The sequence below is a fragment of the Pseudomonas sp. FDAARGOS_380 genome, from assembly GCF_002591235.1.
GTDB lineage: Bacteria > Pseudomonadota > Gammaproteobacteria > Pseudomonadales > Pseudomonadaceae > Aquipseudomonas > Aquipseudomonas salmasensis.
Genome location: NZ_CP023969.1, coordinates 5,715,427 through 5,729,350, shown reverse-complemented (window position 1 = coordinate 5,729,350; position 13,924 = coordinate 5,715,427). Strand labels below are relative to the sequence as shown.

At 58.2% G+C, this 13,924-nt stretch carries 13 protein-coding genes; 10 read left to right on the top strand and 3 right to left on the bottom strand.

What is annotated here, in order from left to right; translation table 11 throughout:
- Window positions 1-102: 102 nt before the first annotated feature.
- A complete protein-coding gene (locus CRN80_RS26595) occupies window positions 103-510 on the bottom strand; it encodes a low affinity iron permease family protein (RefSeq protein WP_003190428.1) in 408 nt (135 codons plus the stop codon).
- A 123-nt stretch (window positions 511-633) separates the two neighbouring features.
- Here CRN80_RS26595 and CRN80_RS26590 point away from each other — a divergent pair, with 123 nt between their 5' ends.
- The gene (locus tag CRN80_RS26590; RefSeq protein ID WP_069558777.1) at window positions 634-1,134 is read left to right on the top strand and encodes a CinA family protein; all 501 of its coding nucleotides are present in this window, start codon (window positions 634-636) and stop codon (window positions 1,132-1,134) included.
- A 19-nt stretch (window positions 1,135-1,153) separates the two neighbouring features.
- Here CRN80_RS26590 and CRN80_RS26585 read toward each other — a convergent pair whose 3' ends face one another.
- Both CRN80_RS26585 and CRN80_RS26580 read right to left on the bottom strand, forming a co-directional pair.
- Entirely contained in the window at window positions 1,154-1,432 is a 279-nt protein-coding gene (locus CRN80_RS26585) for a hypothetical protein (protein ID WP_098951999.1), read from the bottom strand.
- A gap of 5 nt (window positions 1,433-1,437) precedes the next feature.
- Window positions 1,438-1,692 (bottom strand): hypothetical protein, encoded by a 255-nt coding sequence (locus CRN80_RS26580; protein ID WP_003190434.1) that lies wholly within the window; start codon window positions 1,690-1,692, stop codon window positions 1,438-1,440.
- A 192-nt stretch (window positions 1,693-1,884) separates the two neighbouring features.
- On the opposite strand from CRN80_RS26580, the gene CRN80_RS26575 reads away from it, so the two are divergent.
- The 9 genes from CRN80_RS26575 to CRN80_RS26535 all read left to right on the top strand — a co-directional run bounded on the left by CRN80_RS26575 (window position 1,885) and on the right by CRN80_RS26535 (window position 13,840).
- Window positions 1,885-3,099 carry an EAL domain-containing protein gene (locus tag CRN80_RS26575; RefSeq protein WP_098951998.1) on the top strand — a complete coding sequence of 405 codons (1,215 nt, stop codon included), beginning with the start codon at window positions 1,885-1,887 and terminating at the stop codon, window positions 3,097-3,099.
- A gap of 20 nt (window positions 3,100-3,119) precedes the next feature.
- Window positions 3,120-3,542: a hypothetical protein gene (locus tag CRN80_RS26570; RefSeq protein WP_032892354.1), complete on the top strand. Its 423-nt coding sequence runs from the start codon at window positions 3,120-3,122 to the stop codon at window positions 3,540-3,542.
- Window positions 3,543-3,679: 137 nt separating this feature from the next.
- Entirely contained in the window at window positions 3,680-5,014 is a 1,335-nt protein-coding gene (locus CRN80_RS26565) for an EAL domain-containing protein (protein WP_098951997.1), read from the top strand.
- A 324-nt stretch (window positions 5,015-5,338) separates the two neighbouring features.
- A complete protein-coding gene (locus CRN80_RS26560) occupies window positions 5,339-6,004 on the top strand; it encodes a response regulator transcription factor (protein WP_032892352.1) in 666 nt (221 codons plus the stop codon).
- 151 nt (window positions 6,005-6,155) lie between these two features.
- Complete coding sequence (locus CRN80_RS26555) at window positions 6,156-6,821, top strand: response regulator transcription factor (RefSeq protein WP_003190442.1); 666 nt, start codon at window positions 6,156-6,158, stop codon at window positions 6,819-6,821.
- Window positions 6,822-6,850: 29 nt separating this feature from the next.
- Entirely contained in the window at window positions 6,851-9,211 is a 2,361-nt protein-coding gene (locus tag CRN80_RS26550; RefSeq protein ID WP_098951996.1) for an ATP-binding protein, read from the top strand.
- Window positions 9,208-11,550: an ATP-binding protein gene (locus CRN80_RS26545; protein ID WP_098951995.1), complete on the top strand. Its 2,343-nt coding sequence runs from the start codon at window positions 9,208-9,210 to the stop codon at window positions 11,548-11,550. The genes CRN80_RS26550 and CRN80_RS26545 overlap by 4 nt, the downstream gene beginning before the upstream one ends.
- A gap of 923 nt (window positions 11,551-12,473) precedes the next feature.
- Window positions 12,474-13,022 carry a fimbrial protein gene (locus CRN80_RS26540; RefSeq protein ID WP_003190448.1) on the top strand — a complete coding sequence of 183 codons (549 nt, stop codon included), beginning with the start codon at window positions 12,474-12,476 and terminating at the stop codon, window positions 13,020-13,022.
- Between the two features lie 71 nt (window positions 13,023-13,093).
- Window positions 13,094-13,840 (top strand): molecular chaperone, encoded by a 747-nt coding sequence (locus CRN80_RS26535; protein WP_032892349.1) that lies wholly within the window; start codon window positions 13,094-13,096, stop codon window positions 13,838-13,840.
- Window positions 13,841-13,924 lie beyond the last annotated feature (84 nt).

Genomic DNA, 13,924 nt, shown 5'->3' with positions numbered 1-13,924 from the left:
TCAAGATCAAGAGCGGCTCGCTTCGCATCGTGGTTACCTTTGAACGCTACAGCGTTGTGCCAGGGGGCAAGGCACGCAGGCCCACGCAGACCTACGTAGGCCTCAGATTGGGCCGCTAGAAGAACCGGAAGAATCCGCCTCCCGCTCGCTGTCATCAACCGCGTTAGGCTGCCCCAACTTGCTGTATTGCTCGCGCAATTTCTGCAGCTCTCGCGACCCGAGCTTATCCAGGCTCAACGCCGCATTGTGGGCTTCTTTGGTGGCACGAATCAGCTCGTCCAGTTTCAGATGAAGAATATCGTTGTCGCGGTTCTGGGTATTCTGGATCAGGAACACCATCAGGAAGGTGATGATGGTGGTGGAGGTGTTGATGATTAACTGCCAGGTGTCGTTGTACTGAAAATAAGGCCCGGTGAGCGCCCAAACAGCAATCAAGCTGACGGCTGTCAGAAAGGTTTTTGAGCTGCCCGCCTGGTTGGAGAGTTTTTGGCAGAATTTCGCGAACTTCATGGTGCTGTCTCCTGGGGGATGTTCCTCTGTAGACCCCAGCAGATTTTCGAAATTCTTTTTTACAAATCGATTTTTTTTGACAAAAATCAATCAGCAACACCCCTCTGCACAGGAGCGTTCAGCATGTCGGTCGCTGCTTCTATCGTTGAATACCTCAAGCACCATCAATTGGTCATCACGACGGCGGAGTCGTGTACCGCAGGCAAGATCATCACCTTGCTTTCACAGGTCGACGGCAGCGGTTCATGGATCGAAAGCGGGTACGTGGTGTATTCGCCAGAGGCGAAACAGCGCCTGTTAAAGGTGCGCCCCTACACCATCGAAACGTTCAATCTCACCAGCTGTGAGGTCGCCCAGGAAATGGCTCACGGCGCGCTGCGCGACAGCCCCGCCGATGTGGCGGTCGCCACCACTGGCCTGCTGGGGCCGGATGGGATGGACGGCATTCCCCCAGGCACTGTCTGTTTTGCCTGGGCTTATCGAAACGGCGGGGCTCTGAGTGTGTTCAGTCGCAAGGAACGCTTTATGGGCTCTCGTGAGCAGGTGCAGTTGGCCGCGTCTCTTCACGCGTTGAAATGGCTGCCGCATTTTCACCAGCGGGCGTTGGCGGGTGAACGCGCCTAATGCTGCCAAGTGCGCGCTTTTACGGCTGCGGTTCGATGTCCAGCAGCAAGTCGCCATTGGTTAAGGACTTAGCCTCCTGCACCACACCCCGATAGACCTGACCGTTCCATTCAAAGCTAATCCAGTGGGCTTTCAGCAATTGCGCGGGCCATGGTGGCGCAAGTTGCAATTGCACACCGGGCGCAGCGCGCACAAGCTGCGCCATGCACTCGCTGGCGAGCGTGTTCACACCGAACAGCGTGTCTTGCAGGTATTCAATGTTGACCGGTTGCAGCGTTGCGTCAGTAGCGTCTGGCATATCTGTTACCCCACCGATGACAGCCAGAAAGACTGCCTGGCGATGACCATTTCTTCACGTATTTCCCGCACAAGCCGGTTGATCCCCGAAACACCGTGGTAGTGGGCGCGGTTGATGTTGGCGATGGTGAATTGGTCCATACCGTGCGCCGTTACAGTGACTGAAAGGCTGCCGTCCGGGTTGAGCGCGCACTTGACCGCGCACTTGGGAAGGCGAGCGGAAAGGGCCGTTTCGATTTCGGCTTTCGTTAACGTATCCATGAGTTCACCGCATAAAGGACTCAGCGCGTTAAGGCTAGCTCAGAATCAGTTGGCGTAAATACTGGCAAGGTAATGGCTGCTGGGGCAGATGTTCTACCTTACATATTTCTGGCCCTTTCTAGGAGCGTTCCTAAATACGCCGGCTGAAGGTCTGCCGATAATTCGCACATCCCCACTTATGTGTGCTCTGCCATGTCCTTCCTACCTATTCGTGTTCTGGTCATCGAAGAACACCCGTTCAAGCGGCTTGTTGCCACCCAGGTGTTCCGAGAGGTCGGGTGTGAAGAGGTGGCCGCCGTTGCCGATGTCGTGGCGGCCGTTGAGTTGCTCGAGCGTACCGGGCCTGTCGATATCGCCTTGTGCAACTTGAAGGACGAGGGCGCACACGGCTTGAGGGCCATCGAAGTGCTCGGCCGTGGCCACTTGGCTAAAGCGCTCATTATGTTCAGCGCCCATGGCACGGACCTGCACGATGCAATTGATCGCATGGCAGGCCTGTTGGGCATCAGTGTATTGGGTTATGTGGACTTCCCGGTGCCAGCAAGCGCCATTGCGCCTATGCTCAGCCGCTACTTGGAGAGGATTGGCGCGCCGACAAAGCAGGCGCGCCGAAGCAGCCGGTCTGGGTTCTTGAGCAAGGCCTGCGTGGCTGGGGGTTTTTCAAGGCATGAGTTCAAGGCGTTTTTCCAGCCCAAGTTCAATTTGAGCACGGGGCAGGTGCGCGGTTTTGAAGTGCTGGCGCGTTGGCAACATCCACAGTACGGCCTGTTGTATCCGGCAGATTTTTTGCCGCTGCTCGCTCAAGTGGGCGCGTTGGATGAACTGTTCTTCGCGCTGTTGCAACAAGGCCTTGAGTTCTTGCAGCAGTCGGCAGAGCAGGAGCAGTTCCTATCGCTGGCGTTTAACCTGGAGTCCGACCAGCTCGGTCATGGCTTATTACTGCCGCGTCTTTGCGACTCACTCCAATCCCACGCCATTGCTGCGTGTCGTCTGACGTTTGAAATCACTGAATGCGGCCTGCTGGAAGTTTCTCCCGCCGTGCTCGACACCCTGATACGACTGCGCATGATGGGCGCCGGCCTGTCGATTGATGACTTCGGCACCGGCTATTCCTCGCTGGAGCGCCTGTGCCAGTTGCCGTTTACCGAAATCAAACTGGACGCTGCATTTACTCGCGACCTTGAAAACAGTGCGCGCAACCGTGCCGTGGTCAGTAGCACATTGGCACTGGGCGAGGCACTGGGCATGCGAGTGGTGGTGGAGGGCGTCGAGAACGAAAACCAGCGCCAGGGATTACTGAAGCTGGGATGCAACGAGGCCCAGGGCTATCTCTGTGCTCGTCCCATGAACGCTGCGCGCGCGTTGGCCTGGCTGGCGACCCAGTTGAACTCGCGCAGCAATATTTGATGTCAATCAGGAGGGCTTTTATGTCCAATCCACGTTTGCGGATCGCGTTGGTAGATAGCGATGCCACCCGGCGAATGAGTATTGAAAAAGACCTTGGCCATTTGGGATACCACCGCGTTGTGCCTGTCGATTCCCTCAAGGTGTTGATTACGTTATTGGATAACGCAAGAGATGTATTCGATCTGTTGGTGATCAATGAAGAAACCGTGCACGCGGCGGGCGCACAGTTTAAGCAAATGCTTGAGGAGTACGCGTGTGTCAGACACTCATTGATTTATCAGGGCGTGACCCTGCAAGCGTTTCCCGATAATCCAGTCACGGCGCAACGCTGCGGCTTTATTGCCTCCGGTGTTCCGGACCGATCGATTCTGGCGCGCGTCATGGATCGGGTGGATGTGCAAATAAAACAGCGCTCGGGCAGACCGTTGCTGGAATCCAATTAATCCTGATGTGAGCTATTGCACGCTTTTCGCGGGACCCGCCACCGCCTCAGTTTTATGCTTTTAGTCCCATTCCTATTTGCTTCTTTTTAGGCACTGATAAGCTTTTTCGCTGAAACAATCTCGGGAAATTCTTTGTCATGATCTTAAATGCCGCCGTGCCTAACGAGTTCAGCGCCCTGCGCGTGATCACGTTGGCAACCGACCCTGCGTGTGTCTTGCGCCTCGCCTCTGCGTTGGGTGGCATGGGGGTCACGCCGCTGGCCACGGTCGCCTCGCTGGAGGCGCTGCAGGCGTGGTTAAGCGCGCACCGCGTGGACATCATCGTGTGCGAAATCCGCTCCGAGTGTGGCGATGGCCTGATGTTGCCAAGTGTGCTCAAAGCACTGCATGACGCGGGTACGTTAATGCAGTTTCCGAGTATTTTCTGGACCGGCGAAACCACCCTGAATGTGCAGGAAAATTTGATCGAAGCAACAGTTACACCGGCGTGCGAAGCGCCCGCTAGGCAGTTGTGGGTCAAGCACATGGGCGGCGTAGCCATCAGCGCACTGGAATCCCATTCGCGCCTGGCGCAGTCGGCGGGAATCAGCGTGCAGATCTTGCGTGACGGTGGCCCGCTGGAGCTGGGCGATGCCTTGCGCACGGTGCTGCTGACCCTCGCTCAACCGGACCCCAAGCTGCAGGCCATGACGTTTGAGTCGCTGGCTGAGGATGAAGTCATCAACGCCCTGACCACCGGCGAGGGATTGCGCTTTGTCTTTCAGCCACAGTTCGAGTTGCTGAGCCGGCGCATCGTCGGCGCTGAGGCGTTGGTGCGCTGGAAGCACCCGCGCTTTGGTGAAATTCCGCCTGCGGTGTTGATGCCGCTGGTCAACCGTCTCGGCCTGGACCTGTTGCTGTTCAGCCTGGTGGAGATGTGGACTCTGCGCGTGATGCTAGCGTTAAAGCGCGAAAACATTACGATCCCTATCGCGGTGAATGCGTCGGCCAAGACCCTGTGCACCCCCAATTTTGCCGAGCGCCTGGCCTTGCGTATGCGCCAGGCAGATCTGCCGAGCCGCTTGCTGAAAGTCGAACTGACCGAAGATGTGCAGGAGCCGGATGAGCTGCATCTTTCGGCGTCATTGACGACTATTCGCGCCAAGGGTTTTCAGGTTTCGCTGGATGACTTCGGCAGCGGCGCAGCCACTTTCAAGCTGTTGGCGAACCTGTCGTTTGATGAAATGAAAATCGACGGCTCGTTTGTGCGCGGTGTCGAGCAACACGCCTCGTCACGCAAGGTGATCGCAGGCATTGTGAACTGGGCAGGTCTGCTTAACCTGAGCCTGGTGGCGGAGGGGATCGAGGACGAGTCCACGATCCCCCTGCTGCACCGCCTGGGTTGCCGGGTAGGGCAGGGCTATGCGCTGGCGCGCCCGATGGAAATAGACGCCTTCTTGAACTTTGTGATTGAGCGGGAAAAGAACGGCTGAGGCTGTAAAGTTTGGCGGGCAGGTAAGTATTGGAACTTGATGTGTGTAGGTCAGCTCTTGGTTTTTAGGAGTTTTCTTATATTAAGTTTTTCGCAGATCTATTAAGTTTTATACCGTTGTTATTGTGAAGAATTGGCGCATTTTTTAACTGCGATGGTGAGCCTGTGCGCGTTAAGTTATAGGGAGTGAGCGTGTGGCGTGTGATGTTCAGTTGCACGGATGTAATTGATGAAATGGATGAGTCTGAGAGGACCTTAACTTATTCAGAGTGAGGCAGCGCTGTTGTCCATTTTTTTGCACGCTATACAGAGTGTTCCGTCATTTATGAAACGCCTACAAATTGCTTTGCTGGATGATCATGCAATCGTGCGGCATGGTTTGGTCAATCGGTTGGTACAGGAACCTGATTTTGAAGTGGTGGGGGTCTACGCTCGCAGTCGTGAGTTGATGGCCGGCCTGCTGACACACCCGGCCGAGGTGTTGTTGCTCGATTTTGTGCTCGGCCCTCATGAGCTGGATGGCATCCTGCTGATCCGTGCTCTGCGGGTAAAGTACCCGGGCTGCCGAATCCTGGTGTTTTCCACTCACCATGACGCGGCCACGGTGATTCTTGCCCTGCGCGTCGGTGCCCGTGGGTTTATCGGCAAGGGTGAAGACATGAGCCAATTGATCAGCGCAGTGCGGCTGGTGGCCTCGGGCGCTGTCTACCTGAGTGCCGACATGGCCTATCGGGTGGCCGAAGCCACGGCGGTCAACTATGACGGTGAGGAGCAATCACGCGATGACGCGATGCGTTTTGTCAGCTTGTCTGCGCGGGAGCAAGAGGTGATCCGCTGTTACCTGTCGGGCATGACCATCACCGAAATTGCTGAAAAATTCAGCCGCAGTATCAAGACCATCAGTTCGCAAAAGGCCTCGGCTTTTCGCAAGTTGGGCGTGATGTCCAACAACGAGCTGTTTCGGATCAAGCACATCATCGAGAGTGTTTAACGCTAAACGCAGGCCACGCCGACGCGCGCAAAAACAGCGGTAGGCGGGCGTGCCCTTTGGCGGTTGTTGCATATACTCCTTGAAGTGCCGTAATAGCTGTCCCTGTTGTTTGACCGCGCCACCTAAGCGGGGCCAAGTGGGTTCGAATACGATGAAACCTGTACGCATTGCTCTATTGGACGACCACGCTGTTGTTCGGCATGGGCTCGCCAACACCTTGGCGGCCGAGGCCAACTTTGACGTGGTTGGCATTTATGAAAAAAGCCGCGACTTGCTCGCCGGCCTGGTCAGCGCTCCGGCCGACCTGCTGCTGCTGGATTTCTCCCTGAGCCCCGACGAGATGGATGGCGTATCGCTGATCCGCGCCTTGCGGGTCAAGTTTCCCAGTTGTCAGATCCTGGTGTTGTCCGCCCATCATGACCCGGCTACCGTGGCTCTTGCCATGCGGGTCGGTGCCCGTGGCTTTGTTGGCAAGGGCGAGGACATGACGCAAGTGGTCAAGGCCATTCGCAAGGTGGTCTCCGGCGCGGTGTACCTGAGCACCGACATGACGTATCGCCTGGCGGAAACCGTCACCAGCGAGACGCGCAAAGACCCCAGCGAAGCCTCGGATGCCCTGGTCCAGGCCGAGCTGACCAGCCGTGAGCAGGAGGTGATCCGCTGCTATCTGGCGGGCATGACCGTGAGTGAAATCGCAGAAAAATTCAATCGCAGCATCAAGACCATCAGCACCCAGAAAACCTCAGCGTTTCGCAAATTGGGGGTCACCTCGAACAATGAACTGTTCAAGCTCAATAAAATCATCGGCTCACCATGAGGCGATGGCGACCGGGTGCCCTCTTATTCATGTTGCTGATGCTGGATGCCGCGCTTGCCTGTGCGGCGCCGGTTGAGCTGACGGAGCAGGAGCGGCTGTGGATAGCGCAGCATCCGGTCCTTCGAGTGGGGGTGATGGAAAACCTGGTCCCCTTCGAGTACATGAGTCGTGGCGTGCTGCAGGGGCGGCCGGTGCAGTACCTGCAATATGTGCGCGATGCCACGGGACTTGAATTCACCTATGTGCCGGTCAAGACCCGGGCTGCACGTGAGCGCATGCTGTTGGATGGCCAGGTAGACCTGCTGTCTTCGCACTTTCGCTTTCGTGACGAGCCGCCTATCGAGGATCTTACCGCGCTGGTCTACGACACTACCGTGCCGATCATCGTGACCCGTGTCGACGACGCCGATATTTTTGACCTTGACCAGCTACAAGATAAAACCGTCGTGATCCCCGATGTGGAGTATTACGAGCAGTTGCTCAGAAAAAGGGCACCCCGAGCCACTCTGATCAAAAGCCCCCAGGCCTTGGCCATGCTGAACACCCTCCGGGACGGTGGTGCCGATGCAGTCGTGGCCTCCGAAGCCTTCTTGATGCCCTATTTGTATCGACAGTTTCAGGGCGTGCTGGAAATTTCTGGCGTGGTGGGCAGTAGCATGTTGGATGTGAACATGGCGGTGCGCACCGATAACGCCATGCTGGCCTCGATCATTGGCAAAGCCCTAGGCTCGATCAGCCCCTCACAACAGAATGCGATGTACGAGCATTGGTACCGGGACCTGGAGGTAGATGCGCCGACCCTGTGGGACATCGCCAGCCATTACTTGCATATTTTGATCCTGGGCATGTTGGCGTTGATTGGCTTGTGTGTGCTGGTCTATCGCGGTTACCGCCAGCAGCGGCAGGCCGAGCGGAACGAGCAGGAAAAAACCATGTTCCTGGCGGTGATGGGTCACGAAATACGCTCGCCAATGAACGCCGTGCTGGCGGCCATGGAGCTGCTGTGGCACACCCGACTCAATGACCAGCAGCGCCACTTCGCGCACTTGGCCAACAGCGGCGCCAATATGCTGGTGCGCTTGCTCGATGATGTGCTGCACCGGCCGGATTCAGGGGCCAAGGCGTTACGCCTGACACTTGAGGCGACGGATGTCATCGCGCTGGTGCATGGCGTAGTGGGCTTGCATCGCCTGCGTGCCGGGGAAAAGCACTTGAGTCTGAATGTGAGCGTGCAGACACCCCTGCCGTCGTTGTGGCTTGACCGTTCGCGGCTGACGCAGGTGTTTCATAACCTGTTGTCCAACGCCATCAAGTTCACCGATACCGGCGCTGTTGACATCACCCTGCGCCTGGAAGACTTGCTGGACGGTAAGCATCAGTTGCAGGTTGAAGTCCGCGACACCGGCATCGGTATGGGCGAAGCGGTGCAGGCCTCTTTGTTCCGGCCTTATGCCCAGGCGAGTCAGTCCTATAAGCGTGCGGGAGGCAGCGGCCTGGGCCTGATGATATGTCGGCAATTGGTCGATTTGATGCAAGGCTCGCTGACCCTGCGCAGCGAGCCGGGAGTGGGAACGTGTATCAACCTGTACTTGCCCGCAACCCTTGCCCCTGAGGCCGCTGAACCGACGCGAGCCCCGGCCCCAATGCCTTTGCATGTCACCGATGGTTTGCAGCTGCTGGTGGTGGAAGACACCCTGGCCAACCAGGAAGTGCTGCGGGCGCAAATCAGCGGGTTTGGTTGTGTGCCAGTGATTGCCGCCGATGCGGCCCAGGCCCGCGTGCGGTTCGCTGAGCGCGCTTACGCGTTGGTATTGATGGACTGCGACCTGCCGGATCAGGACGGCTACAGCCTGGTCTGCGAACTGCGGGCGCTCGAACAGCAATGGGGGCGAGCGCGCTGCCCGATCATTGCCATTTCCGCCTTGACCGGCGAGCAGCACCTTCAACGCTGCCTGGCGGCGGGCATGGATGGGGCGTTGAGCAAGCCCATACGTCTGGGGCAGTTGAGTGACGTGATCGAGCAGTGGTGCGGCGTCACGTTGGCGGCACCGCGTGCCAGCTTGATGGCCCCGACACTTGATCAGGCCGCTATCAACCGTGAGATGGCGGCCGACCTGGGGAGCCTGCTCAGGGCGATGGCGCTCTGTGATCGCCCTTCGGCCATCCATGTTGCCCATCGGTTACACGGCGCGGCACTGATCATCGAATGGCCGGCCCTGGCCCAGGCGGCCGCGCACATGGAGAACCTGTTGCGGGCAGAGGAGGGCTGGGGCAACCCGGTTTACGTGCACACGCTTCAGGCGTTGGTTCAGCACTGGCGTGCCGCGAGCGAGGAGACCCCGCTGGACATGCTGGCCATGGTCGCGCCGCCGCCGATGACGCAACCATGAGGGTTGTACGGTTGCGCCTGCTGCTGGGGTGGTTGCTGCTGGCAAGCGCGGGCCTGGCCGGTGCGCAGGCCGACCCGCCGTCGATGACCTTGACCCAGCAAGAGCGTGACTGGATCGCCGCCAACCCCGTGCTGCGTGTCGGTGTGTTCGACAACCTGCTGCCCTTCGAGTACATCAGCGACGGCCAGTTGCGTGGGCTATCGGCCAAGTACCTGGGTTTGATTGCGGCGCGTACCGGCCTGCATTTCCAGTCGGTGGTCACCGGCAATCGTAGCGCCCGCAAGGACATGCTGATCAGCGGCGAGGTGGATATCTTGCCCACCCGGCGCCGCGATGACGATCCGGTCAAGGACCTGGGCATGCGCTATACGACGCCCTACAACACCAGTTCCACCATCCTCGTCAGCCGCTTTGGCCAACAGCCATTCGTGGACCTGGAACAACTTGCCGGCAAACGCCTGGTGATGTTGGGGCGCGAGGGGTATCAGGCGTTTTTGCAGCAGAAGGTCCCCGGCATAACGGTGATCTCCGGCCAGAACGCCGTCGACATCATGGCGATGGTCAAGGACGGTCGGGCGGATGCCGCCATCGCCTCTGAATGGTTACTGATCCCCTATCTTTCCCGGCAGTATCAGGGGGTGTTGCAAGTATCCGGGGTGGTGCCGCAATTGCACACCGGCGTGAGCATGGCGGTGCGTGACAGCGACGAGATCCTGTTGTCGATCCTGGAGAAAGTGCTGGGGTCCATCAGCAACGATGAGCGCAAAGCGATCTATGACGCCTGGTTCGATGACATGAACCTGGACATTCCGACGATCAAGGACATCGCCGAGCATTTCCAGGGTGAGTTGTGGCTGTTGCTGTCGGTGGTGCTGCTGTTGATCGCGTTCGCCTGGCAAAGCCGTCGTCAGCGCCGCCAGGCCGTGCAGAGCGAGCGGGAAAAGGCGATGTTTTTGGCGGTGGTCAGCCATGAAGTGCGTTCGCCGATGAACGCGGTGCTGGCGGCTATCGAGTTGTTGGAGCACACACCGCTGGACGAACAGCAGCGCCACTTCACTCAATTGGCCAACAGCGGCGCCAATACCTTGCTGCGGCTGGTGGATGACGTGCTGGACATTTCCAGGATGGAGGCCGGGCAACTGACCCTGACCCTGGAGCCTGTGGACCTCGGGGCCTTAGTCCAGCAGGTGGTGGAGGAGTATCGCGCCGGCGCCGAAGAAAAAGGCCTGTTGCTGACATTGAGTGGTGAACGCCCCAGCGGCCCCTTGATGCTGGAGGGCATGCGCTTGAGTCAGGTGCTGCGCAACCTGATCTCCAACGCGGTCAAGTTCACTGAGGTAGGCGGGGTGGAGGTGCAGCTCAAGGTGGTTGAATGGCCAGAGGTTCCTGTGCCGCACGTGCTGATCCGCATCATCGACAGCGGCATTGGCTTGTCACAGCAGGCGCAGGCCAGCCTGTTTCGACCCTACGCACGGGCCAAGCATTCTTACAAACGTACCGGTGGTAGCGGGCTTGGCCTGGTGATTTGCCGTCGCCTCGTGAGGCTGATGTCGGGTGAGCTGACCCTCAACAGCACCCAAGGCGTGGGTACTGAGGTTGAAGTCAAACTGTCCGTCGAGTGGGCCAAGACCCTGGATATACCCCAGGCTGAAGCGGCGCCGGCCCAAGTGGAGGGTAACGGTGCACACGTGTTGGTGGTGCAGGCGCCTGTGACCGGCCAACAGATACTGCCTGCACACCTGCAAGCGCTGGGTTGTAGGGTGTTGCTGGCGGTTGATGGCGCCCAAGGGTTGACGCTATTCAATGTGCGACGGGTCGATATGGTATTGATCGATTGCGACTTGCCAAACAGTGAAATCGAGCCGCTGGCGGGCGCCTTTCGTGAGTTGGAGCAGGTGCTGCAGCGTGCCCATTGTCCGCTTGTAGCTGTCGCGGGCTTCAGCGATAACGAGCACCTAGAGCGTTGTTTTGATGCGGGGCTCGACGGGGTGCTGGTCAAGCCGGTTACCCCGGCCAAGTTGCAGCAGATGATCGAGCTTTGGTGTGACATGCCGCAAGGTCCGCTGCCGGCTATGCCCAAGGAAGAGCCAGAGGAGGAGTCGCATATCCTGCGCACGGCCTTTAACGACTTGATCGAGGCACTGGCCTTGCGCGAGCGAAGCCAAGCGTTGCAGGCAGTTCAGCGTCTGCACGAGGCGGCGCTGGGGCTGGAGCGGGACGACCTGGTGGGCACTGTCGAAAGCCTGGAACGGCTATTGCGCGATGAGCGTGACTGGCCAGCGCAGCAGATAGCCGAGCGTCTCAGCGTGCTGCTTGGTCAAAGGCCTGCGCCAGCATAGCCTCGTTGCTGTACCCGCTCGTTCTCACAGGTGGGGCTTGCCTTAATGCCGTTCAGTTAAGCGTATATCGCCCTCTGTAGGAGCGAGCTTGCTCGCGAAAAACGTCAACGATAATGTGTGCTTCCTGAATGAACGCGGCGCCTGTGAGTTTTTCGCGAGCAAGCTCGCTCCTACAAAATGCCTTAACTGAACGGCATTAGAGCTTGCCTGCGATAGCCATGGGTATCTATACAACTCTGTAGCGCTCAATGGTAACCACGATGCGAAGCGAGCCGTTCAGGCGGCCCCCAAATCACTGGCGGATTACGGGCACACCGCGCCTGGGCGAGGTGCCGAGTGGTGGGGCAAGAGCGTTTTGCTTACTTTTGCGCTTTTCAAAAGTGAGCCGCCGTCAGGGCGGAACCCTAGGTGGCCGTTACCGCAGGAACGGATATGTACCCAATCCAACTGTGTTGACTGTCAGGTCGCCTTCGCGAGCAAGCCCGCTCCCACAGTTGGATCGCGGGGCGCCAGGTAAATAAGCGTCGGCTGTCAGGCCGCCACGGGTCCAGCCTAACCTCGAAGTTGTGTAGATGCTTAGGCTGCGATAACGGTGGGTCAATCAACATCTGATGATCAGAATAACGATGACCCATTATATAAGCTGGATTTAAATATACCGTTCAGGCGCGCTTTTAGGACCACTCCTATAGACGCTTTGTCTGTTGGCTTATTAAAGCCAGCCCACTATGGTGGGGGGCTTTGTTTGTTGCTTTTAATCGCCTGTTTATAAGGTAATTTGCCCGGGTTATTTGTTTTTCAGAGCACTCCTATTTTGAAAATTAAGTGCGCTGCTTACACTTCACTTCGCAACAACGCAGAAGTATTTCCCGTCCAGGGAACTTCAAAACTTAATCAAGTCTATCGTGCTCTCGGAGTTACTCATGAATTACAAAGCTCGCGCCCTCGCTGTACTGGTCGCTGCCACCGTCTCTTCTGCTGCCATGGCTTCGGACGGCAAAATTGATTTCAACGGTGAGCTGAAAGCCGAAACCTGCCAAGTGGCCGTCAATGGTGCAGCAGCTTCCGGCGCGACCACCGTCACCTTGCCAACCATCTCCACCGCTTCCTTGGCTTCCGCCGGGCAAGTAGCTGGCCAGACCGGTTTCAACATCGAACTGAGCAAGTGCTCTGCTGCGATCAAAACCGCGGCGGCGTTCTTTGAGTCGGGCGGTGGCGTGGATCCGGCCAGCGGTAATGTGAAGAACATCAGCGGTTCAGCCACCAAGGTCCAACTGCAGTTGGTGGATGCCACCAATGGCAACGCGATCAAGGCCGGCAACACGTCTCAGGTTACCTCCACCAGCCGCGTAACTGTTGACCCAACTGCCCTGACCGCTGTGCTGCCGTACGCCGTTCAGTACTACGCCCAGTCGGCTACCACGCCGGGCACCGTTGTGGGCTCCGTGACTTACTCCATCAATTATCAGTAAGTCGCAGGCTTTGGACACACGCCCTGCTCGGTATTGAAGGGCGTGCATCCAGACGGTAAAGGGATTGCTCTATGTCGTGCACACGTGCATTCAAACCACTGCTGCTGATCGGCCTGGCCACACTGATGTGTTCCCATGCATTCGCTGCAGTGGTGATTACCGGTACGCGCCTGGTCTATCCGGCGGACCAGAAAGAAATCACCGTAAAACTGAACAATAACGGCACGTTGCCCGCACTGGTCCAATCATGGATCGACACCGGCAGCGTCGAATCGACACCCACCAGCTCCAAGGCGCCGTTCCTGCTGTCGCCCCCGGTGGCGCGCATTGACCCGACCAAGGGCCAAAGCTTGCGAGTGCTCTTTACCGGCGCGCCTTTGGCGCAGGACAAAGAGTCGGTGTTCTGGCTCAACGTTCTCGAAATCCCGCCCAAACCCGAGGCGGGTGCAGACCTCAATACGCTGCAAATGGCTTTCCGTTCGCGCATCAAGCTGTTCTATCGCCCGGTTGGCTTGCCTGGAAATCCCAATGAGGCGGTTGAGCAGGTGCAGTGGCAATTGGTTACGGCACGCGATGGCCAAGGCCTGGCGCTGAAGGCGTACAACCCGTCGGCGTTCCACGTCTCGCTGATCGAGTTGGACCTGGTGGCGGGTAACCAACGCTATCGCAGTGAGGACGGCATGGTCGGCCCTGGAGAAACCCGGCAGTTCGCGCTGCCCACGCTCAAGGCCATGCCGTCGAGCCAGGCACAAGTGGAGTTCAGCGCCATCAACGATTACGGCGCGCTGGTCCCGACCCGCAACACGCTGCAGCCCTGATCCATTCCTGACGTTTTTACCCGCGAGTCATCTATGTCGACCTTTTCTTGCTCCAGGCTTTTTCTGCGGGCGCGGCCTCGCTTC

What these genes read in the sequence shown, in the direction of transcription:
- CRN80_RS26545 (WP_098951995.1), top strand. Translation starts at nt 9,208, where the DNA reads ATGAGGGTTGTACGGTTGCGCCTGCTGCTGGGGTGGTTGCTGCTGGCA.
- CRN80_RS26570 (WP_032892354.1), top strand. Translation starts at nt 3,120, where the DNA reads ATGTCCAATCCACGTTTGCGGATCGCGTTGGTAGATAGCGATGCCACC.
- CRN80_RS26590 (WP_069558777.1), top strand. Translation starts at nt 634, where the DNA reads ATGTCGGTCGCTGCTTCTATCGTTGAATACCTCAAGCACCATCAATTG.
- CRN80_RS26555 (WP_003190442.1), top strand. Translation starts at nt 6,156, where the DNA reads ATGAAACCTGTACGCATTGCTCTATTGGACGACCACGCTGTTGTTCGG.
- CRN80_RS26580 (WP_003190434.1), bottom strand. Translation starts at nt 1,692, where the DNA reads ATGGATACGTTAACGAAAGCCGAAATCGAAACGGCCCTTTCCGCTCGC.
- CRN80_RS26535 (WP_032892349.1), top strand. Translation starts at nt 13,094, where the DNA reads ATGTCGTGCACACGTGCATTCAAACCACTGCTGCTGATCGGCCTGGCC.
- CRN80_RS26595 (WP_003190428.1), bottom strand. Translation starts at nt 510, where the DNA reads ATGAAGTTCGCGAAATTCTGCCAAAAACTCTCCAACCAGGCGGGCAGC.
- CRN80_RS26540 (WP_003190448.1), top strand. Translation starts at nt 12,474, where the DNA reads ATGAATTACAAAGCTCGCGCCCTCGCTGTACTGGTCGCTGCCACCGTC.
- CRN80_RS26585 (WP_098951999.1), bottom strand. Translation starts at nt 1,432, where the DNA reads ATGCCAGACGCTACTGACGCAACGCTGCAACCGGTCAACATTGAATAC.
- CRN80_RS26575 (WP_098951998.1), top strand. Translation starts at nt 1,885, where the DNA reads ATGTCCTTCCTACCTATTCGTGTTCTGGTCATCGAAGAACACCCGTTC.
- CRN80_RS26565 (WP_098951997.1), top strand. Translation starts at nt 3,680, where the DNA reads ATGATCTTAAATGCCGCCGTGCCTAACGAGTTCAGCGCCCTGCGCGTG.
- CRN80_RS26550 (WP_098951996.1), top strand. Translation starts at nt 6,851, where the DNA reads ATGTTGCTGATGCTGGATGCCGCGCTTGCCTGTGCGGCGCCGGTTGAG.
- CRN80_RS26560 (WP_032892352.1), top strand. Translation starts at nt 5,339, where the DNA reads ATGAAACGCCTACAAATTGCTTTGCTGGATGATCATGCAATCGTGCGG.